This is a genomic window from Lyngbya aestuarii BL J (genome assembly GCF_000478195.2).
Taxonomy (GTDB): domain Bacteria; phylum Cyanobacteriota; class Cyanobacteriia; order Cyanobacteriales; family Microcoleaceae; genus Capilliphycus; species Capilliphycus aestuarii.
Genome location: NZ_AUZM01000006.1, coordinates 88,339 through 111,375, shown reverse-complemented (window position 1 = coordinate 111,375; position 23,037 = coordinate 88,339). Strand labels below are relative to the sequence as shown.

14 protein-coding genes are annotated in these 23,037 nt (G+C 40.1%); 7 read left to right on the top strand and 7 right to left on the bottom strand.

What is annotated here, in order from left to right:
• Positions 1–86 precede the first annotated feature (86 nt).
• Positions 87–659, bottom strand: a complete 573-nt coding sequence (gene def, locus M595_RS04455) for a peptide deformylase (RefSeq protein WP_023064785.1) — start codon at positions 657–659, stop codon at positions 87–89.
• 525 nt (positions 660–1,184) lie between these two features.
• Here def and M595_RS04450 point away from each other — a divergent pair.
• The 3 genes from M595_RS04450 (at position 1,185) to M595_RS29025 (ending at position 3,736) form a co-directional block, all read left to right on the top strand.
• A complete protein-coding gene (locus M595_RS04450) occupies positions 1,185–2,039 on the top strand; it encodes a bifunctional 3-deoxy-7-phosphoheptulonate synthase/chorismate mutase (RefSeq protein WP_023064850.1) in 855 nt (284 codons plus the stop codon).
• Between the two features lie 168 nt (positions 2,040–2,207).
• Positions 2,208–2,345 carry a hypothetical protein gene (locus M595_RS31720; RefSeq protein ID WP_023064845.1) on the top strand — a complete coding sequence of 46 codons (138 nt, stop codon included), beginning with the start codon at positions 2,208–2,210 and terminating at the stop codon, positions 2,343–2,345.
• A 362-nt stretch (positions 2,346–2,707) separates the two neighbouring features.
• Positions 2,708–3,736 (top strand): DUF3747 domain-containing protein, encoded by a 1,029-nt coding sequence (locus tag M595_RS29025; protein WP_023064846.1) that lies wholly within the window; start codon positions 2,708–2,710, stop codon positions 3,734–3,736.
• 72 nt (positions 3,737–3,808) lie between these two features.
• Here the strand turns inward: M595_RS29025 and M595_RS04440 are convergent, their stop codons facing one another.
• The 4 genes from M595_RS04440 to M595_RS04425 all read right to left on the bottom strand — a co-directional run bounded on the left by M595_RS04440 (position 3,809) and on the right by M595_RS04425 (position 12,407).
• A complete protein-coding gene (locus M595_RS04440; RefSeq protein ID WP_023064776.1) occupies positions 3,809–5,446 on the bottom strand; it encodes a hypothetical protein in 1,638 nt (545 codons plus the stop codon).
• Positions 5,447–5,510: 64 nt separating this feature from the next.
• Complete coding sequence (locus M595_RS04435; protein ID WP_023064853.1) at positions 5,511–6,518, bottom strand: diguanylate cyclase domain-containing protein; 1,008 nt, start codon at positions 6,516–6,518, stop codon at positions 5,511–5,513.
• 49 nt (positions 6,519–6,567) lie between these two features.
• Complete coding sequence (locus M595_RS04430) at positions 6,568–7,875, bottom strand: ATP-binding response regulator (protein WP_023064822.1); 1,308 nt, start codon at positions 7,873–7,875, stop codon at positions 6,568–6,570.
• A 410-nt stretch (positions 7,876–8,285) separates the two neighbouring features.
• Complete coding sequence (locus M595_RS04425) at positions 8,286–12,407, bottom strand: PAS domain S-box protein (protein ID WP_023064867.1); 4,122 nt, start codon at positions 12,405–12,407, stop codon at positions 8,286–8,288.
• A 230-nt stretch (positions 12,408–12,637) separates the two neighbouring features.
• On the opposite strand from M595_RS04425, the gene ribBA reads away from it, so the two are divergent.
• A complete protein-coding gene (gene ribBA, locus M595_RS04420) occupies positions 12,638–14,383 on the top strand; it encodes a bifunctional 3,4-dihydroxy-2-butanone-4-phosphate synthase/GTP cyclohydrolase II (RefSeq protein ID WP_023064880.1) in 1,746 nt (581 codons plus the stop codon).
• On the opposite strand, the gene M595_RS04415 is transcribed toward ribBA, so the two are convergent.
• Positions 14,380–18,174 carry a PAS domain-containing sensor histidine kinase gene (locus tag M595_RS04415; protein WP_023064798.1) on the bottom strand — a complete coding sequence of 1,265 codons (3,795 nt, stop codon included), beginning with the start codon at positions 18,172–18,174 and terminating at the stop codon, positions 14,380–14,382. The genes ribBA and M595_RS04415 overlap by 4 nt on opposite strands.
• 288 nt (positions 18,175–18,462) lie before the next feature.
• Here M595_RS04415 and M595_RS04410 point away from each other — a divergent pair, with 288 nt between their 5' ends.
• Entirely contained in the window at positions 18,463–19,833 is a 1,371-nt protein-coding gene (locus M595_RS04410) for a pentapeptide repeat-containing protein (protein ID WP_023064774.1), read from the top strand.
• 39 nt (positions 19,834–19,872) lie between these two features.
• Here the strand turns inward: M595_RS04410 and M595_RS04405 are convergent, their stop codons facing one another.
• The gene (locus M595_RS04405) at positions 19,873–22,230 is read right to left on the bottom strand and encodes a DNA methyltransferase (protein WP_023064854.1); all 2,358 of its coding nucleotides are present in this window, start codon (positions 22,228–22,230) and stop codon (positions 19,873–19,875) included.
• Between the two features lie 281 nt (positions 22,231–22,511).
• On the opposite strand from M595_RS04405, the gene M595_RS04400 reads away from it, so the two are divergent.
• On the top strand, positions 22,512–22,724 hold the full coding sequence (locus M595_RS04400; protein ID WP_023064793.1) for a hypothetical protein: 213 nt from the start codon (positions 22,512–22,514) through the stop codon (positions 22,722–22,724).
• The gene (locus M595_RS04395) at positions 22,705–22,986 is read left to right on the top strand and encodes a type II toxin-antitoxin system RelE family toxin (RefSeq protein ID WP_023064815.1); all 282 of its coding nucleotides are present in this window, start codon (positions 22,705–22,707) and stop codon (positions 22,984–22,986) included. The genes M595_RS04400 and M595_RS04395 overlap by 20 nt, the downstream gene beginning before the upstream one ends.
• Positions 22,987–23,037 lie beyond the last annotated feature (51 nt).

Below are 23,037 nucleotides of genomic sequence, written 5' to 3'. Positions count from 1 at the left end.
TAACTCATGGTAATATTTACCTTGCCTAAAAGCTAGGGGTTGAGAAATTAGCAATTGCTTGTACCAACTTCCTCCCCCAAAAATTATCACTTCATGGGCTTCATGGGCTTAACTGCTTTAGGAGAAAATTTATATTTGGTCAACTCTTGGGTGAGGGCGAGTTGATTTTCCACACGGTCTACAAATAATACCCCTTCGAGGTGATCCATTTCATGTTGAATCGCGCGTGATAACAATTCATTTGCTCGGATAGTACGGGGGCGCCCGGTTTCATCTTTAAACGAAACTTCAATCACTTCGGGGCGAGTCACATCCATATAAACCCCTGGAATACTTAAACATCCTTCTTGAAACGGAGAGATTTCTTGACTCGACTTCTTAATGGTTGGGTTGATCAAAATCAGAGGAGGAGTTGCAGCATTATCCGGTTCGCAGTCAATCACAATCAGTTGCTTTTGAACTCCGACTTGTGGCGCCGCCAAACCGATACCATCAGCACTATACATCGTTTGTAGCATCTCTCGTATGAGTCTGCGAGTCTCGTCATCGACACGAGAGATCCGTTTAGCTGACTGACGCAGAACGCGATCGCCAAGATAATGAATTTGAAAGGGGGGATTGTCTAACTTTTGCTTTTCAACTATTACTTGAGATGTCATGGATTTCGTCACTCGCTTGCGTAATTACCGTTCTACTTTCATCTTAAAGGATCTTCGCAACCCTTGGAGTGAGGTCAAGACGAGGAATATAGTTCGGTTATCACAAAGCGGAGTCAGGAGTTGAGCAGACGGTCAATAGCAATCAATTGACTTTCTGGCTTTCCTCTGTTACCTTCTTAACTAGATATGATTCAACTCAACAAAAAGAGCCAGCAACTTATGTTCACAGCGAATAGCTATTTTTATTATTGGTTTAGCCCGGTTCACCGAGAGTGAGTCCAGTCTTTCATGGATACTCAAGGTGAGCCGCAGAAGTTAGACCTGCGGCTTTTTAGTTGCTCACAACAGATTTTCCCATATTACTCAACAGCGATGACTTTACTTTACACCTACTTTTATGGCTTTTATTTTTGGCCCCGAACACATTCCGGGTAAGTTTTCATGCTGGTTCTTTAACCTCACCCGGAACACCTGAAGTTCTGGGTTTTTTTTTGACTCATTCACAAACTTAAGGAGAATTTCACCATGTCTCAAGCTAAACTCGTCAGCAAAACCCATCCCGAACACCAAACCCAGATTAAAATTAACGAACAGATAACCGTTGGCGGTCAAGAATTGTTGATTATTGGTGGCCCCTGTACCGTTGAAAGTCTCGAACAAATGGAACAAGTCGCCGAACAGTTAATAAAAACCCCTGTTCAACTGTTGCGAGGCGGTGTCTACAAACCGCGTACTTCTCCTTATTCCTTTCAAGGTCTTGGCTTGGAAGGATTAAAAATTTTACAGGGGGTCAGTCAGCGTTATAACGTTCCTGTCGTGACAGAAGTGATGTCTATTCCGCAAATTGAATCTGTTGTCACCTACGCCGATGTGTTGCAAATCGGTAGCCGTAATATGCAGAATTTCGAGTTACTCAAAGCCATCGGACAAGCCGGAAAACCTGTGATTTTGAAGCGAGGACTAGCGGCGACTCTCGAAGAATTCATCATGGCGGCTGAATATATTATGGCGCATGGCAACCCCGATGTCATCTTGTGTGAGCGAGGAATTCGCAGTTTCGATAGTTTCACTCGCAATGTTCTGGACTTGGGGGGAGTCGTCGGACTCAAACAGTTAACCCATCTTCCCATCATCGTTGACCCGTCTCATGCTGCCGGAAAACGAGAACTCGTTGAACCCCTGGCACGGGCGGCCGTCGCTTGTGGTGCCGATGGCATCATGGTAGAGTGTCATCCCGAACCGGAGAAATCTGTCTCTGATGCGCGTCAGGCGTTGTCGTTAGCAGACATGATACAGTTAGTGAAAAATTTACGTCCGGTAGCGGCGTCTGTGGGGCGGAAAGTTATTGAGGTGGCTTCTGAACCCCTCGTTTGTGCGTAAGCATCATCCACAATTTTGTAAATGATTTTTAACTAAAATCGGGGTGGGGCTTGACTCACCCTTGATTTATGTTTGATGACAGATTGACATTTAACCGGACTGTGCCAAAAATAGTACACAACAATATTTTCAGATTGATTTTTCCTAAAATAGAATTGGGGCTTGCTGATGAATCAGTTTAAATTACAAGGTATAAATCATTTAGCCTTAGTTTGTCGGGATATGGCTCGAAATTTATCTCCTCGTTTTATTTCTTTGATCCCGATGGAATTTTGCTGGAATTTGCCGCAAAAACACGGGAACTAGGCGTTCCTAAACGGGATCTACAATATAAACCCGCAACAGCTACTCACTGAATGACTGCAAAAAATCTTGGAGGTTCCGGAACCTTTACCGCAACTTTAAAGACTTGTTTAATGAAGCTGACACGACAGTTGTTACAAATTTGACAGTTTTTTGGTCTCTAGGATTCTATTTATAGTTAAAAATCAAAAACCTTCTGATACTATTGAGATGAATCCGAAAAAGCAAATTATTCAGCGATTGAGTCACATCCACAAAATTATCTGATCTGAGGATCGTCTATCAACGTTATTAATTTCTACTCTATGATCACCAGATTAATAGCGTAGGTCTTTTGAACACATTTATTGAGGTTTTCTTGAGCTATGAAACGTGTATTTAAACGAACTTTGGCTGCCCTCGCGATGACCGTTTTATCTACTGTAAATGTTGCTTCTGAAGCTATTGCAGTTGAATTTGGTCAAAGAGAAGTCGAACAAGAACGATTTGTCGCGATGGCTGTTCCTCGTGCTTATGGATACTCATTAGTGATTGTTGAACAGGTTTCTAATTCGACACCGTGTTGGAGTGAAAGTGGCAGTAATCCAATTCAAGTTGATCCGTTATTACTCAACTTTGATTTTACCGGAATTTGTGGACGAGCAACCGATAGTAATGGCTATTCTGTGCGGATGGGAGGCGAAGATTTAGCCCTATCTCATAGTCTGAGTGTTCGAGGTGTAGGGGATGATATTTTATTAGTCGCAACTTCTCGGGAAAATCCCTACGATGAACCGATTGTGATTGGTCGAAGCTATGGTGTTTCTAATGGCTTTGTCAAAATTATTTTAGAACCCGGTTGGCGGTTTGCAAAACGTACCTATCAAGATAAAACTTTAGGTCATACTTACTTTACCCATGACTATTCTGCAACTGCTTATTCACAAAGCATTAATCCAACTAAAACTGAAAATAACACTGAAAGCAGTACCGATAACCCCACCGAAAACACCAGTTCCAACCGCATTTATAACCGCCGTTCTAACCGAAACTCTAACCGACTTGACAACACTCCTGAAAATACGACTGACAACACTCCTGAAAATACGACTGACAACAGCATTGATAACGACCGTTTTAACCGAACTTACAACCGTACTGACAACACTAGCGAGAACACCACTTCTAACCGCCGTTCTAACCGAGTTTATAACCCCACTGAGAACACCACTGAAAACATCGAGAAGACCACTTATAACCGCCGTTCTAGCCGGAATTTGAACCGCACTGATAATACTGCTGAAAACACCGCTAACAAGACCCCGGAGAAGACCACTTCCAACCGCATTTATAACCGCCGTTCTAACTCGAATTCTAACCGATTCTTTAACCGATACTATGACAGAGATATGTAAGGTTTAACAGTTCTTGAGAGAGTAAAGGCGTGTTTAAATTGCACGTCTCTACTTTTTTTTAGGGGTCGGCAATTAACCCAAAGTAATAATTTTATACCATCCTAAGTTATCTTCTTGCACATTAACAGGCTCTAATGTGATGTCTGCCCCTCCATCGAGAACCCCTATCGTATCCCCTTCAATTGCTAGCACTAAATCATCGCCTGATGGGAAAATGCTATAGGTTTCATCGAATATCGTTAGAAATTTAATTTGATCTCCATGTTCTTGATTAAAATCTTGAATAAGGGCTTCCCCTTCTTCCCGATAAAATTGCTGGAGTTGTAGACCTTCATTATAAGTTAATAGGATATCACCAAAAACAAAAGTATCTGTTCCCGAACTGCCAATTAAGGTATCAAATTCGCCGCTACCGTCGCTGGTGTAAGATACTCCTGTGGGTGTGGCAAATTCATACAAACTTTGCACAGCATCGACCCCGAAAATTTGATGAGAACCCATGCCAAAAGCAGTAACAATATCGTTTCCCGGTGTACCGATAAACTTGGCCGAACGTTCCCCATCAAATTGACCGACTTGTTCATAATGATCCAAGCCTGAACGATACTCTCCGGCTTCGACTAAGGCATCAACATCGGGATTTTCGACCAGATAATTATCCTCAAAAAAGTTGCGTTCAACTGTGGCTTTATTTCCATAAATTAGATTCAAATTATTAACATCAGTAATCCCCACAACTATTGCCAAACTTCGACCATTATTGCTGGTAATCGAGAGGGAGTCGGGAGTTGTTTGGTTTAAGTAGGGGAGAGATGAAAATTCATAATAATCCGGGCTATTATGACCGAGTTTGATAAAATCATTATTGGGGTCATAATTTCTAATAATTGCTATACCGCCGGAATTAAAATGATTGTAATAAAAATCTTTTGGCGGCACTTCTCTCACCGAATTATCCCAGTTAATCAAAAAAGAAGTCTCTGTCCCAAGAACAAACGTATCGGAAGCTGAACTTCCCGTTAAAATATCTTGTCCCCGATTTCCAGTATTAACATAAATGCGATCACCCTCAGCATCCAAGCCCGGAGTGATTCCAATCAATTCAACTTCACCGACTCCAAAACTTTCTAAAGTATCACTATTAGAAGTGCCGATAAAAGTTGCTTTTCGTCCTTCTTCAAATTGCCCAAATTGTTCATAATGATCCCGTCCGGTTCTCAAAACTCCTGACTCAATAGCGGGGATAATATTCGGATATCGGGCGAGATATTCCGCTTCAAAAAAGGAATTGCTGTAGCGTCCTTCTTCAGCCCCAAATTTGAGAAAATGTTCTAATCCATTGCGAAAAGGACGAGGATTTTGGAAAGGATAAGTTTGAATAAAAGGGATTAGATCTAGATTCGTTTCTCGATAAACAAAATCATTGTAATCCGAAGAAATAGTAGTTCGCCCTTCTTGTTCGTAGCCAATTTCAATAAAATGAGCGAGTCCAGAGGGGAATATTCCTGCATCGACAGCCGCCGCCACATCCGGATTTTTAGCTAAATAATAGGCTTCGTCGTAGTAGCGAGAAACGCCTGTTAACCCCTGTTGTAAGCCAAAGCGTTGGAAATGGTCTAAACCAGATTGAATAATGCCTTGTTCAATAGCGGGTTGCAAATACGGATATTTTTTGAGATAATAGTCTTCATCAAAGATATCAAAGTTCATCGGAGTTATTGATTATTTCTGTACTGTTAATAACTCCGACTTGCTCTAATAGACAAAGTTCCATTTACTGATGAATCACAGTGCGATTATAGCCTTGATTAATGGCTTCGTGGAGTCCTCGATCTGCGGTTTCAATCAATGTTTTGGGCTGTGATTTGCTGCTCGGAACCCCACTGCTAACCCCCAAACTCACGGTCACATAAGGACTGACTTGAGCCGCTGCATGATGGAGTTTTAACTGAGCAACTTCTATCCGAATTTGTTCTGCTACTCTAAACGCTTCAGCGACTGTTGTACGCGGTAAAATCAAACCAAATTTAGCATCACTATAACGAGCCACTAAATTTTTAGCGGGTTTAATTGGGCGAGAAATTGCCCAAGCTACAGTTCGTAAACACTCATCTGCGGTAGGATCACCATTGGTTTCTATATAAGCGTTAAATTCATCAATTTCACATAAAATCAGAGAAATTGCTTCTTTTTGTAAGGCTAACTGTTGCCACTGTTCTTGAAAATATTCATCAAAACAACGACGATTTGCCACATGAGTGACAGTATCAATACTAGCAAGACGTTGAAGTTCTTGGTTTGCTTTTTTCAGGGCTAACTCTGTCTCTCTATGAGCGCGAACTTCTTCTTCTAGCCGAGCTTTTTGCTGCATTAATAGTTGTCGTTGATGTTGAATTGTGATGTGAGTTTTAACGCGGGATAAAACTTCTTGAAACTGAAACGGTTTCGTGACATAATCAACTGCTCCCATTTCAAACGCAATCACCTTGTCTTTTTCATGATCAAGAGCGCTGAGAAAAATCACCGGAATTTCGCGAGTTTCTGGTTTTTCTTTGAGAGCATGACACACTTCATAACCACTCATATCAGGCATTCTGACATCGAGTAAAATCAAGTCTGGTGGTTCAGCTTGAGCCGATCTTAATGCCATTTTTCCATTAATAGCTTTACGAACTTCATACCCATGTTCTAACAACATACTCGACAAAAATCGTAAATTATTCGGGGTATCATCAACAATAAGAATACTAATTTTACGAGGTTCAGTTTGATTTTCGCTCATAGTTTGTCAACATCAATCTCTGGAAGTGGGCTAAGGAGAACAGGAGTAATTAAAAATTTGATGTAGACGGGGGGAGTTGAGTCGGTAGCCAGAGGGTAAAAGTTGATCCTTGACCAAAAACACTTTCAACGCTAATATCTCCTCCCATGAGTTGAGATAGACTTTTCGCGATCGCTAAACCCAGTCCCACACCGCCATACTTACGAGTTGTTGATCCATCCACCTGAAAAAACGGTTCAAAAATCTGGGATACACACTCCGTTTTAATCCCAATTCCCGTATCGTTGCATTTCACTAATATCACATCCTCCAAACAATCAGTTGAATTAACTTGATTATATACAGAACTTTTAGATTGTAATTGAGATCTATTTTGGCGTTCGAGACTTAAAGTAATCGTACCATTGTGAGTAAACTTACAAGAATTACTGAGCAGTTGCAACACACATTGACGCATCCAGACTTGATCGGCAAATATGGAACCGGGATCATTGACAGAGTGAACTGTTAAAGTATTATTATTTTTATCCGCTAAAGGTTGAATTTGAGTAATCACTTCGTCGATTAATGCTTTGACCTCAAATTCATAGACATTAAATCGGTGTTTTCCGGCTTCAATTTGGCACATTTCAAGAATATTACTAAAAATTTCTAGCAAGTCTTGTCCGGCGTGGCTAATTTGTTGTAAATCGGGGATAAACTCATTAAGCTCTTGATCTTGAGCCTCCATTTCTAGCAACTGACTGTAACCGATAATGGCATTAAGAGGAGTTCGCAGTTCGTGACTCATCATCGCCAGAAATTGACTTTTAGCCTGACTAGCTTTTTCAGCGACATCTCGAGCCTGAATCAATTCTCGCAGGGAATCTTCGAGTTGAACCTGAGTTTGTTGTAACTCATTGAGGGTATGTGTCAATTCTGTCGTTCGTTCCTGTACCCGCAATTCGAGATCTTTAGTGAGTCGCCGTAGAGTCAGATGAGTTTTCACCCGCACGATAACTTCTTCGACTTGGAAAGGCTTGGTAATATAGTCCACTCCACCGACTTGAAAAGCCAACACTTTATTAAAAACATCATCCAAAGCACTCAAGAAAATCACCGGAATATCCCGAGTAGTTTCTATTGCTTTGAGCTGAGAACAAACTTGATAGCCATCCAAATCGGGCATTTTAATATCGAGCAACACCAAGTCCGGCGGGTCAGCTTGCACCGAACGGATCGCCATTTTACCGTTAACAGCCTTGCGAATTTCATATCCTTGCTCTTGCAATATTGAAGATAAAACGCGCAGGTTGTTCGGGGTATCATCAACAATCAGAATATCAGCTTTGTATTCCCGAACGGAATTGTGAGTCATCAGATTTGGAATTGGAAATTGTGGTTTGAATGGACTCCCTCAGTCAATCTCGGCTAAAAATAGGGATAATCTCTCAATAACGTACACTCATCTATAGCAATTCACAACTCGAAAATGAGGATTGAGATCAACTCAGCTTTTATGGAGATAGACCAGAGGAGTGTACCGGGGATGGAAAACAAGATTCAACCGATAGCAGATTACGTGATCTAATTCTAGGTTAACTCAGGGTTCTCCTCCGTTGAAAGGATCGTGGTGGGATCATTGGCTGACCTTTCGAGAATAATCGTGTAGCCAAGTGGTTCACCCCAAAAATCATGACTCTGGTGTTCCTATTTTTGGCTCGGGATCGCACAAATTTCATTGTTCTCAACTGTGTTGTTATTCTACTCTATGACCCGCTCTTTTTTTTAGGATTCTCGAGAATCGCTTTGGGGAGTCATTAACTCTACAATCTGGTCAAATTCAAAGTTTTCGATCATCTGGGTTAAGGCGTTGGCGACAGAAGCATGAGTTTCTGGAATGTCTTTAATTAAATCTAACATTTGTCGATCTCGACCCACTAAAGCCGCTTGTTGCATTTGTTGGTGCCATTGGGCTGACATTATTTGTAAGTGGGCTGGCTGAATTTTATCTAGGGTTTGCTCTGTATTCAAAGACAAATTCAAATTCATAGATTGAATTTTTGGTTGATAAATATACCGTACCCCTAAATAGTGAGCCAACTTTTCAAAAATAATTTCTTCTCGAAAGGGTTTCCCGACAAAATCATCACATCCCGCCTCTAAAACGGCTCCTCGATCTTGTTCAAAAGCACTGGCTGTTAAGGCAACAATCACCACTTGATCTCCCTCAGAAGAAGCCCGAATTTGTTGGGTGGCTTCATATCCATCTAAAATCGGCATTCGCATATCCATCCAGATAAAATCAGGTTTCCAACTGTTCCAGAGGTTAATCGCTTCTTGACCATTTTCAGCTTCTTTGACCTGAAAGCCCACTGAGATTAAAAGCTGTAATAAAAGTTGACGATTTTGCCATTGATCATCGACCACTAAAATCCGATATTCGGGTTGATCGGGTTCTAATCCGATAGCGGTTTGAGGATTTTTTTGAGCAATAATATCACCGGATTCTGTGGGAATGACTCGAATATTAAATTCAAAACGGGTGCCGACACCTAACTCACTTTTAGCCTGGATATCTCCGCCCATCATTTGGACAAACTTACGACTAATCGGTAATCCTAAACCAGTTCCCTGTTGAGATTTTCGTCCGGTGGTTGTTTGTACAAAAGCATCAAAAATGGTCGAAATTTCCTCAGAAGAAATTCCGGTTCCGGTATCAGTTATTTCAAAGACGATATTAACTGTTTCTGGTGATTTATCCAGGGAATAACTTTGTTTTTTTACCTTTAAAGATACCCCGCCTTTCTCGGTGTATTTAATGGCATTTCCCAGTAAATTTATCAAAACTTGACGGAGTTTTCCTTCATCAGTTTTAATAAATTGAGGAACATTTTCATCCCGTTCAAACAGTAGAGATAAACCTTTAGTCTCGACCTTTAAATGTAGCATCTTTTCTAAGGTATCGAGTAAATAATGAAGATCGAAGCTATTCTCATTTAATATCATCCGACCGGCTTCAATTTTTGAGAGGTCTAAAATACTGTTAATCAAGGTGAGTAAATGTTCACCACTACTATTAATAATATTCAGACTATTTTGCTGTTCAGACGTGAGAGACGGATCACGGTTCATTAGTTGAGAAAAGCCGAGAATCGCATTTAAAGGTGTTCGTAATTCATGGCTCATATTCGCCAGAAATTCGCTCTTAGCCCGGTTAGCCGCTTCAGCAGCATCCTTTGCTTGTTCTAATACCATTTCCGCTTGTTTGCGTTTAGTAATATCTTTTAAAATAGCGGTAAAAATCCAGCCATCACGCATTTTTAACTTAGAAATCGAAGCTTCTGCTGGAAATTCTTCGCCCGTTTTTCGCCGTCCATAAACCTCTCTAGAACGTTCACCCATTTTCCGAGATTGACACTCTAAACGAGAGAAATCACTCATATATTGATGATGAACATTTCGTGCAGTCATCGGCAGCAAATTTTCTAAAGATTGACCAATTGCTTCAGCTGGAGAATAGCCAAAAATTTTCTCAGCCCCATGATTAAACAGTAAAATTTTTTGATTTTCATCAACCGAAATAATCGCATCTTCTGCATTTTCTAAAATCCCCTGTAATCGTTCTTGGCTTTCTTTGAGTCCTTGTTCGGCGATATCTCGTTCTAAACCAATCGGAATAATCTCACCGACTCGTTGAATTAACTTAATTTCTTCCTGTGTCCACTCTTTGACATAACGAACCATACTACACCCCACTGAACCGACAATTTCTCCGGCGCTAATCATCGGAATTGCTAAAACAGATTGAGTTCCTTCATATTTCCAATTTCGTTTTTCATTACTCGCTGCTTCGGGTAAATCTTCGATATTAGGAATGTGGAGAATATTATTATTTTGAAGTTGTTGATAACTCCAACTCAGGGGTTGAACAGAGATTTCTTGGACTTTATGAATCACAGAAGGCACATTTTTATTACACCACTCATGGGTCATTTGAATAAACTGTCGATCTTGATCTGCGTATTGAATCACATAACAGCGATCACTATTGGTTAGCTTACCAATTTCTGCGAGAGCAAAATTAATCGCTGTCGTCACATCTTGGTCAACAAACTGCTGAAATATTCGACTAATTGAATGATCAATCAGAGCGCGATTTTGCAACGCCAGTTCATTTTGTTTGCGTTCTGTGATATCATGTAAAATACTCAATACACAAGTTTGTCCGTTCAAATCAATCAGTTCTGCTGAGTATAATCCAATCCGAATTTTACCGGATTTAGTCCGAAAATCACATTCAAAGCTCCGAACAATACCTTGTTTATCCAGTAAGTCAAAAACGCGATCGCGATCTGCTGAATTCGCCCAAATATTCAATTCTAATGAGTTTTTATCATCAACTTCAGTCGATTTATATTCAAAAAAACTAAGCGCACTTTCATTAAACTCTAGAATATACCCATCAATTAACCGAGTCATAATGCTCGGATTTGGGTTACTATGAAAGGCTTTAGAAAATTTATTTTCCGACAGTCGCAACGCTCGTTCAATCTGCTTACGTTCCCAAATTTCTTCTCGCAATAATTGATTAACATCTTTGAGTTGAGTCGTGCGTTCTTCAACCCGAATTTCTAACTCTACAAAAGCCGTTTTCAACTGACGCGCCATCTGATTAAACGACTCAGCTAAAACCTCTAATTCACTCACCCGAGCGGCATGAACCGTTTGATCAAGCTGTCCAAACGCGATCGCCTGACTCGCCCGCGCCAGTTGTAAAATTTGTTTGGCAATCCAACGAGAAGTGAATAAACCTAACCCAATCGCTAAGGCTAAAGCACCTAAACAAAGAATAATTGTCGTGCGACGGTTGGCATTAATTTGCCCCATAAAATCAGCTTCAGGAACGACCACCACAATCAACCAATCCAACCCATAACCATCAGAATAGGGCGAAACTTCTAAAAAATGTTGTTTTCCATTAACTTTAAAATCTAATTGTTGGACTTGCTTAATCTCAGGCAGTGACCCAACCGATTCAATCAAATGCTTAATCGTGGCTTGAGTCAGTGGATTTTGACTTTGTACCCCTCGAATTCTAAACTCTTGATCATTATTCGGATTAATCTGATAAAGCGGTTCATTCGTAGAACTTGCCACCAATTGGCCCGAACGTTCTAATATAAAAATCTCCCCCGACGGCGTTAACTTCAGGCGACGTAGAAAATCACTTAACACCGTTAACACTAAATCAACCGCCATCACCCCCTGGAGATTACCACTGCGATCATAGAACGGTTGAGCGGCGGTTATACCAAATTCTCCGCGATCAAAGAGGTAAATGGGACTCCAGGTGGCTTGTCCGCCTTGTACTGCTGCACTATACCAAGGTCGAGTCCGAGGATCAAACTCATCAAGTGATTGGAGGGGAGAAATCGGTTCCAGTAAGGGATCGCGCTGCTTTAACAACCGTTGATAGTAGGTCGGAGAAGCAAAACTGGCGAGTGTTGGATCTGAAGTCCGATAAACACCGAGATAGTCTCCGTCTGCGGTACCGAGATAAATTTCTTGGACAGACTCAAAGCGCTGCATTTGCAGGAGAAAACGGTTCTCCATCACCGACAAATTTTTCAAAGCCAGTTGTCCAATCCGAACCGCATCGGTATTAATCTGAGTAATCAGTAGCGGTTCTTCCAGATAATTATCGAGTCGTTCGTTAACGTGATTACCGAGTTCATCCATCAACTGACTCGCCAAATCCTGTACTGCTTTCTGGCCATTGCGGTAAGCCAGATACCCTGTTAACCCGACAACGACCACAATCTGAATCGCAAAAGGTACGATTAAGATCAATTGCAAAGGCATTCTAAATTTGGGAGCGAATAGACGACGCAAGGGATTAACAGGCATGGCTCACAGATGAAGGGACAGACACAGGGATAAATGTCAGCTCGACGGGAATGAATCAGATGTACTGTAGATGTAGATACTGAACACAATTGATACACTTTAATTTTAAGCCATCAGAAAACCAAATCTAGACTTGTCACCGATCGCTCTGTTGAGGATGCCTTGATCGAGTTAAACCGTTACAATCAAAAGAAACTAAATTAGACAGCCGAAAAGGTGTGAACGACTCCGTGTCCTCTCCAAACAATCCAACTCAACCGTTTAAATTCGACTCAATCGCAGATGCCCTTGCTGATCTCAAAGCTGGACGTTGTATTGTCGTGGTTGATGATGAACATCGGGAAAATGAAGGCGATCTGATTGGTGCGGCTCAGTTTGCCACTCCTGATATGATTAACTTCATGGCCGTTCATGCCCGAGGATTAATTTGTCTGGCCCTCACAGGCGATCGCCTCGATGAACTGGATTTGCCCTTGATGGTCGCTAACAACACCGACAGCAACCAAACCGCTTTTACCGTGAGTATTGATGCGTCTCCGGCGATGGGAGTCAGTACCGGAATTTCTGCTGAAGATCGCGCCCGCACGATCCAAGTCGCTATTAATCCCACAACGGGTTCTAAAGATTTACGACGACCCGGCCATATTTTCCCCTTGAGAGCGCGAGAAGGGGGTGTTTTGAAACGCGCAGGTCATACAGAAGCCGCTATTGATTTGGCTCGTTTGGCGGGTTTATATCCCAGTGGAGTGATTTGTGAAATTCAAAACCCAGATGGTTCGATGTCTCGTTTACCGGAGTTAATTGAATATGCTCAGGTTCATGATCTTAAACTGATTAGCATTGCCGATCTGATTAGTTATCGCCTCACCCATGATCGCTTTATTCATCGCGAATCTGTTGCCAAGTTGCCAACTCAGTTTGGTGATTTTTTGATTTATGCCTATCGGAATACGCTTGATCAATCAGAACACGTTGCGATTGTTAAAGGTGATCCGGTAGAGTTTCACAATCAGCCTGTGATGGTGCGGGTGCATTCGGAATGTCTGACTGGAGATGCGTTTGGATCGTTGCGTTGTGATTGTCGGATGCAGTTGCAAAGTGCGTTGAAAATGATCGAACAAGCCGGGGCGGGTGTGGTGGTTTATCTGCGACAGGAAGGCCGAGGAATTGGATTGATTAATAAGTTAAAAGCCTATTCTTTACAAGATTTGGGATTGGATACGGTAGAAGCAAATGAACGTTTAGGATTTCCGGCTGATTTGCGAAATTATGGCATGGGGGCGCAGATTCTCAATGATATTGGGGTGAAAAAAATTCGGTTGATTACCAATAATCCTCGTAAAATTGCTGGGTTAAAAGGCTATGGAATTGAAATTGTAGATCGGGTACCGTTGTTGATCGAAGCGACGGATCATAATTCGGTTTATCTGGCAACCAAAGCCAAAAAACTGGGTCATTTGTTGATTCAAACTTATTTGGTGACGGTGGCGATTCAATGGAATGAAAAAGAGATAGAGTCGGTGGAGGAAGAATTGACTCCAGATACGCCTGCGACTCCTGCGGTGTTGCAATCTGCGGCTCGACTCCATGAACGTTCTGATCGCTTAGAAAAACTCACTCATTTAGCCAGAAGTCACGATTTACTCTTGCAAGAAGAACAGCGTCCTGTGGCGACGGCTTTGTTTCATCGAACCTCTTTGACGTTTCATTTAGGCTTAGATCAACCGGATTCTGCGAGTTGGGATTGGTATGAACAAGCGGATCATCCTTATCTAGAAGCGATCGCTAAAATTCTGGATCAAATTATTACTTCGCCTGAACTCAAAAAGTTAGAATTTCTAGTTTCTCCTGGTGTTGATCCGTTAGCGAATTTAAAAGTACAACTTCAGCGAAAAACGTTTCCTCTGACTCAATTTCCATCCTCAGTTTGTGATCGGCTTGAACCCCAAACGATTTACAGTTTTTCTAAATCCTAACGGATCGGTATATGGATTATAAATTCTGTTCCCTGTTTGGGTTGAGAAATACACTCAATCGAACCGCCATGTTTTTCGGTGATAATCTGATAGCAAATGGATAAACCCATACCTGTTCCTTTCCCAACGGGTTTGGTGGTGAAAAAGGGATCAAAGATGTGTTGTTGAATCTCTGCGGGAATCTCTAAACCGTTATTGGCGATCGCAATCATCACTTGATGATCGGGTGTGAGTCCAGTCCGAATTTTAATTTGAGGATTCTCGAAAGTTTGTCCGCTTTCTCTGATTTGTTTTAGGGAGTCTTCAAGGGCATCAATGGCGTTGCTGAGGATATTAATAAAGACTTGATTGAGTTGTCCGGCGTAGCATTCTATTCGAGGTAAATTACCGTATTCTTTAATGACTTCAATGGCGGGATGGTTTGAGTTTTTGTACAAACGACTTTCGACAATCATCAAGGTACTCTCGATCCCTTTGTGCAGATCAATAGTTTTTAATTCGGCTTCATCGAGACGGGAAAAGGTACGCAATGACTCAACAATTTTTTTGATTCGTTCTGCGCCATTTTGCATAGAATGGATCAGTTTGGGTAAGTCTTCCATTATAAACTCTAAGTCTACTTTGGCGATTTCTGTTTCAATTTCTGAAGGCGGATTTGGGTAGTGAGTTTGATAGAGTTCAATCAGTTTTAATAGATCATTAGCATAATCGTGAGTATGAGTGAGGTTCCCATAAATAAAACTTGCTGGATTATTAATTTCGTGAGCAACACCCGCAACGACTTGACCTAAAGAAGACATTTTTTCATTTTGAATCATCTGCGCCTGAGTGCGGCGAAGTTCTTGCATTGCTTGTTCGAGTTCTTGAGCTTTTGTTCGGGTTTGTTCGTAGAGTTCGGCTTGTTTAAAAGCAATGGCTAATTGTTCGACAACAGCTTGCAGTAAGTTGACTTCTTCATCTGTCCAATTACGAACTTTGTTCTGGTGTATACTACAGGTGAGTAAGCCAATTTGACCCGATGATCTTTGCAGGGGAATACTGACCATCGATTTAGTTTTAGTCGCTCTCAAAGCTTGTCTAAAAATGCGATTCTCTTCGAGATCAGCATCCACAATTTTGATCACTTCTGCGTTTAAAGCTCGTTCGGTAATCGGAGCAATCACAGCAGCAGAAAAAATTTGTCCTTTAAAGTCGGGTAAATCTTCATTATGAGAGTCTTGGATCACTTCCCAGTAAGGCTGTTCGACATGGGGATAATATACAGAAAACCCACAACGATCTACTGTTAAACAGTCTTTAACACTGGCTAAACTTGTCTGTAAAATTGTTTCAAACTCTAGAGATTTTCGGATTTGTGTTGTTAGTTGATTGAGGATTTTTTCGCGTCTAGCTTGTTGTCGAAAGTATTGTTCAGTTTGTTTACGGTCGGTAATTTCAATCGCAATTCCCACAGTTCCGATTGCCTGATTTTTATCTCCGATAATGGGAGTTTTATAAATTTCTAACCAGCTTACTTTACCCTGAGCATCAATAATTCGTTGCTCAATACGTTGAGGTTGTTTGGAGACAAGAACTTGCCGATTATCTCTAATCACTTTCCGCGCAAATTCTGCATTTAAAAGTTCAGAATCAGTTTTACCGATCATGTTTTCTGGAGTTAAACCACATCTCCGACTCAAAGGTTCATTCACGGCAATAAATTGACCGTTTTTATTTTTCAGCCAAGCCATGTGGGGAATATTATTGAGTAAATACTTAATTTGATTTTGTTGCGTTCTCAGTTTTTCTTCAATGCGTTTGCGTTCGGTAATATTTTCGCTAGTCCCAATAATTTTATAGACTTTACCTTGAGCATTTTTTAAAGGTGCAAGAGTAATAAACCACCAACTTAAATCATGCTCATTTGAGAACTGTTCTTCAAAGGAAATACTCTCACCCGAATGCACAACTTCTACATAGCGAGGAATGAAAGCTTTAGTCATCTCTTGGGGAAAGACTTGCTTTAGCGTTTTGCCAACCAAGCTTTCTAGGGATTGATTAGACGTTTTAATGATAGCTGGATTGAAGCTGACAAATCGAAAATCTTCACCCTGGTTAATCACATCAAGAACAAAGATACCATAATTAATATTATCCCAAATGCTTTGTAGAAAAGATTTTTGAGTTTTGAGTTCTTGTTCAGTTCGTTTAAAATCAGTGATATCTGTCGAAATTCCACAGAGAGCATAGGGTTGATTATTTTCATTTAATAAGGGAAACTTGACGGCAACAAAATGACGTTCCTCTCCCTGAGAAATAACAGTTTCTTCGAGATGAATAGATTGACCTTTAAGAATCACTTGTAGATCATTCTCTAAAATTGATTCAGCAATTGTCGGCGGCATCACTTCTAAATCGGTTTTACCGATCCAGTCCGCTTGTTTGATCTGAAAAATGTCTTCAATCGCACGGTTAAGTAGAATATAACGACCTTCTAAATCTTTGACATAAATCGCTACAGGTGTATTATCTAAAATAGCTTGGAGTTGTGCCTGAGAACGTTGTAATTCAACTTGAATACGCTTTTGTTCAGTAATATCGATTGCCATTGATACGACTCCCACTAATTCCCCTTCCGCAGTCACCAGTGGAGTGTTGTACCATTGACAGGTAATTAAACGACCGTCTTTAGTCTGATTTTGGTTAATACTATAACTCCCATTTTTTTGGGTGAGTAGATCGGCAACAACATCGCTCACTTGGGCTTGCTCAAATTCAGGAATCAAAAATTCGAGATTTTTTCCAAACACTTCTGAAGCAGTGTAGCCAAAAATGTGTTCCGCCGCCGGATTCCAAGCCGTGACTTGAAATTCAGTATTCCATTCAATCACAGCTAGAGGGGTTTGCTGAACCAACAAAGAAAGTCGTTGATCAGAGACTCGTAATTGTTCTTCCATCGCAATGCGATCGCTAATATCTCGAAATGACCAAATCCGACCATAATAGCCTCCTGATGGCGAGGGAAGCGGCGCACAATAGCGTTCAAAGATACGTCCATCTTTTAACTGGATTTCGTCCTCGATAATCAGTTCTCGATGTTGATAAACATACTCAACTTTATCGATAAATTCTTTCGGCGAAGCCAATTGATCTAAAACATATCTTAATAACTCTGGGTCTTTACCCCGTTTGATCAGGGTTTGGGGAATCTGCCAAAGTTGACAAAATTTTTGGTTATGGGAGATGACTTGGCGATTTTGATCAATGATTAAAAATCCCTCTAAAGAGGCTTCTTGTTGAGCTTGTAAAATGGCATTGCTGCGGCGGAGTTGTTCGAGGAGATCCGCTTGCTGTTGTTCGGCTTGTTTCCGTTGGGTGATGTTGCGACAAACACAGATCAAAACTTGGTCTTCGGTATAAGTTAAGGAAACATCTTGGACAAATGTACTGCCATCTTTGCGTTTCGCGATCGCTTCTCCGTGCCAATGCCCAACAGACTCTACAATAGGGATGGCTTGCTTTTGCAAACGGTTGGCTTCTTCAGGTTCGTAGAGAACTTGCCAAGGTTGACCGATCAACTCCTGCACATCGTTATAGCCAAACATCCGCAGATGCTGAGAGTTCAGATAAAGATATCGACCGTTCTCCAGCAAAGCAATCGCATCAATAGCCGCTTCCATCGCCGCATCTTTTAACCGCAAAAGTGCTTCGGGAGTTCGGGTATTGAGGGGGTTCATTTGATCGGGTGTAGAGATTTGAGCATCAGCAGATAGGGGCTTCTTAACAGGGTGGTCTGAGTTCGACGGATTCATAGGTGAGGGTATGGGAGTGACCAGTTGATGAGAAAACGAACATTGAAAAGCTTCTTTTGTATAGTATGCCTTAAATTAATAGATTTGCGATCTTCATGTCGTTTGTTAATTCAATTCAAAGATCTGATTGTTATTTTCAAACCTAAATTGATTGAATTTAAAATTAAAAACTCTTAATGATTTTCTGGGACAATTGTAGTTTTTTTTAGTTAAATTTTATCTGGAAATAGAGATTTTAATGAGTTCAATGCAGTTATTTTTCCCAAGTTTAATTCTACTCTCAGATGAATGAATGTTGGTGACTTTCTACCTCAGCTTGGCTTACAACAAAAAGAACTCCAAGGTGCAAACTTAATCGGAGCGCAACTTCGGGGGGCTAATTTTCGAGGATTAAATCTTAGAGGCGCTAATCTCAGTGAAGCTTTGTTAGTTTATGCCGATTTAATTGAAGCTGATTTAACAGAAGTTAATCTCAGTAAAGCTTTCTTATGTGAAGCTTTTATCAATCTCGCCAATTTGACAAGGGCTAATCTCTCTCATGCAAACTTACGGGAAGCAACTTTAATTGGGGTTGAACTCACTGGCGCGAATCTAACTCAGGCTAATCTCAAAAAAGCTAATCTTGTCGGTGCTAACTTAGATCAAGCGAATTTAACAGGTGCTAATCTCAGTGATGCTGATTTGAGAGGCGCTCAATTATTTACAGCTATTCTAAAAGGTGCTGTTTATAGTAATCGCACGTTATTTCCTCCAGAAATTGATCCCGTTCTTGTCGGGGCTTATTTATTAGCTCCTGATGTCTTTTTACAAGAAGCTAACCTCTCAGGAGTTGACTTGAGTGGAGCAGATCTCAAAGGAGCAAATCTTCGCGGTGTTAATCTCTGTAAAGCTAATTTATTTGGCGTTAATCTCAGTCGAGCAAATCTAGCTGGTGCAAATTTAAGTGGGGCTGATCTTCGAGAAGCACTTTTAAATGAATCGATTCTTGAAAAAGCTATTTATGACCCCAATACTCGCCTATCAACCGAGATTGATTTGCGTCAAGGTGGTGCTTATTTAATTGCAGCAAATGTTTCACTTCCTGGTGTCAATCTCAGCGATGTTGATTTGAGTGAAAGTAATCTATCGGGCGTTAATTTTTGTGGTGCAAACTTAAAAAGAGTTAATTTAAAAAACACCGACTTAACTCATGCTAACCTAAAACGGACTTCTCTAGATCAAGCCAATTTAGAAGGAATCGATTTGCGACAAGCGGATTTAACCGGAGCGAGTTTATTAAAGGTAAATCTCCAGAATTCAGACCTGAGAAAAGCTGATTTTACTCGGGCAAATTTGGATAATTCTAATTTGAGTCATACCGATTTACGCAACGCTGATTTTACCCAAGCCAGTTTACAGGGCGTTGATTTTAAAGATGCAGATTTGCGAGGAATTGACTTAACTCGTGCTAATTTGACTCAGGCTAATTTAGAAAATGTGAATCTTAGTCAAGCTGAATTGACCAAAGTTAATTTAGAAGGGGCGAACTTATGTGGTGCAGATTTGAGTCATGCAGTCTTCTATCAAGTTAGCTTAAAAGGTGCTAATCTTAAAGGGGTTAATTTAAAAGGTGCAAAACTCAACCAAGTTATTTTAGATGAGACAGATTTAGATCTGTAGGATGTATCAGATTTGCAAGTTAATGATCTAATCTTTGGGTTAATTGTCTGATTCACCTGGACTAATTAGAAAGCTATTTATATCAGCTAAAACTTCTTGTAAGTCAAGAATTTTTTTTGTAGATAGTGTTTTATATATCTTAGTAATGCTATCACTGAAGCTATAAACTAGCTTGTTTTCCATGTATAGGGGATGTCCAATATAATGAGACTCTTGAAGAAGTTGATTCATTTTTCTTAATCGCTTAGGAGGAATAATTAACACAATCTTTTTAGCAACATCAGGAAAGATCTTGAGCAACTCCATAAAGCGGTCAATTCCTGTGGTAATTGACGTGCTAGTTTCCACTTCAAAAGCAAACACAGGATCATGTAAAGAATCAAACCAAATTAAGTCAATCTGTTGAATTTTTCCTCTTGACCAATTTTGAAGATGTGTTTGAATAGGCAACTTTGATAAAGATAGATTACTAAATGCTTCACCATTCCAGCTACTTGTCCCTTGCTCTTTTTTGCCGATATGCACTCGTAAACCCGCAGCCAAGCCAATCTTAGCTAAAGCGTAAATAATAGCATCGTGTTCTATTTTATTTGGATCTTGAGGAAAAGTAAGACTTGGCAATAGCTTATTAACCTCAAAAGTACCCAGATCAAGTTCAATTTGTATTCCTTCTTCTTGACTTAATTGCCAGTGTTTCCCATCGGATGAGAAAGCGATCTTTTCCAAAACATTTAGAATGGTTTGATTGGGGGGAGTTTGACCATTGATGAGATTGGGCATCACATTTAAAATAATATCATCAAAAGTGGCTTTTTTCCATTCTCTCTCCATTCGATTTAAATAATCCATGAGGTAGAAGCGAATTCGATCTTCTAACGGAATGAAGCAGCCAATTTTAGTATTGGGTTTAATCCGCCACAAGTTATCGAGATCAGAAAAAATAAATTCTTCTCTGAGGATGTCTGTAATATCCTCAATCTGCTTTTTCACCTCTCCTAATAAGCCATTTTCTAAAAGCTTAGGAATCAGTGCATTATATATATCCTCCGTACTAGCACCATCATTTTTTACAATAGTTAATTGTGCTACTTCTTTAATTAGACTAACTATATTTGTACCAACTTTGCTAATAGCAATAGTTTTGGGGTTCCTAACTTTACGGAAATTGAGAACCAGTTCACCAGAGAGGACTGTAAGTGGATTTTTTCTCTTGTGTAGTGAGGGAGTTTTAGAAGGCTGAACCGCAGTATTAACGTATTCAAATCCAGCTTCTTGAGCAGATTTTACGATAGCATCCCAATAAGCAGGATCTTTATGAGCAAATACAATACTTAACCAGCGATCAAACTTTAGAACTTTGAACATTTCTTTTATGGAAGAAGATAATAAATCAATATATTCCTGCTTTGTTTTTTTTAAATCTCCACCTTCAATTGCTTCAAATTGTCTGGCAGTATCAGTAACCTCCAAGTCCAGCCAAGCATTCCACATAGTTGAAAGATCAAGATAAGCAATATGCTGACCGTAGGGTGGATCGGTGTAAATATAGTCTATAGATTCATTTTCAATATCTTTAGTTAATGAGGTTGCAGAAAGATTAAAAATAGATAGGTTATGCTCTTGATATTGATCAATTAATAAGTTAGTTTCTAGTTTAAATTTAACAGTATTTCTAAATTTCTGGCTAAACTGTTCCCATACGTTTAGATCGAGAGTATTAGGCGGAATCCAATAGCGATAACGGTGCATAATTCCACTATTTCCTCGGCTTGCTAACCTTCCACGTGTGGAGCTAAAGGTGAGATTAGTTTTATTAAGGGTTGCCGAAAAAGTAAATTTCATTAAATCTCTAATTCTAGAGTCAGAGATTAGCTTAATGTGATGCAACAGGAGAGAAAGAGAAAATAGCTGTCGCTGAGTGAATAGTTGCTCAACATATTCCGCATCGGCATTTTGGGGTAAGCGAATCCCTTGCGGATACCAGTATACAATTTCTAGATTCTCAACTTCGGCATCGGGTAAAGTATAGACTTCATTAATTGCCTCTTTGCAATTTCTCTCTATTTCATCAAAAGCAGCCCGAAACGCATTAATATCAACTGGACTAACGGCAATTTGGGAACAGATGAAATTTGCTAACGGATTAATATCACAGTGAATTGCTTTACGCTTGAGAACCAACGCTTCTACTGCTGTTACCCCCGTTCCACCAAATGGATCTAATACAACATCACCAAGCTGGCTAAAAGTGCGAATATACTCCTGCACAACATTCCAAGCTCTGCGTGTAAAATAGGGATGACTACCCCAGTGACGCTTTGCACCTTGTTTTTTTGGTTCAATCGGCGTAGAGATTGGCTTGATAGCAAGATAATCAAAGGTTTTGTCAGCAGACATGGCAGGTAATTTGTATTTTTGTATATTTTATTCTATATACTAGAGAATTGCTTGGTGAATTTCTCCCTTAAAGCTTTTTTCTCATAACTTAAGGTTTTTTTATAAAACGTTATCAAACAAAACCATCACCTGTCAAGATGAGTAGGGTGCATCAGATTTTGAAGTTAATGATCGAATCACAGAGTTAATTGTCTGATGCACCCTACGACTCGAATAGATGATATAGTTTATAATGTATACAATATTCAAGTATATACAGTTTTCACCGAAGGATAGCGTTAATGGAAATTCAGGAACTTAAAGCTTTAATTAAAGAGAGTGTGCGGGAAGTTTTGCGAGAAGAAAGATTGTTACTTTCTCAGGCTTTGATTCCCTACGTCAGTGAAAAAGAACAAAAAGAACTAGATGAAATGTTTGGTTCACCGTCTGACTATGAAGATGAAGAATCAGTTGATATGACAGATTGGGTGAAACATGGCAATAAAATTTCGTAAGAACGCGATTAAATTTTTAGAAAAGGCAAATCTTGAAGATGCGTCTAAAATTGCAGAAAAACTCAATCAACTCTTGACTTTTGTTGACGAACAGGGGATTATTCCTTTTACAGAACTTGACATCAAAAAAATGAGGGGAAATTGGGAAGGATTTTATCGACTGCGTATTGGTAAAATTAGAATCGTCTTTCTAGTCAATATTGATTCTGCTGAAATTGAAATTTACACAATTGGGACAAGAGGAGATATCTATAAAAAGTGATGAATCATCATTATAGTATTTTAACCTCTAACAGTAGTTTCTTCTTAAGTC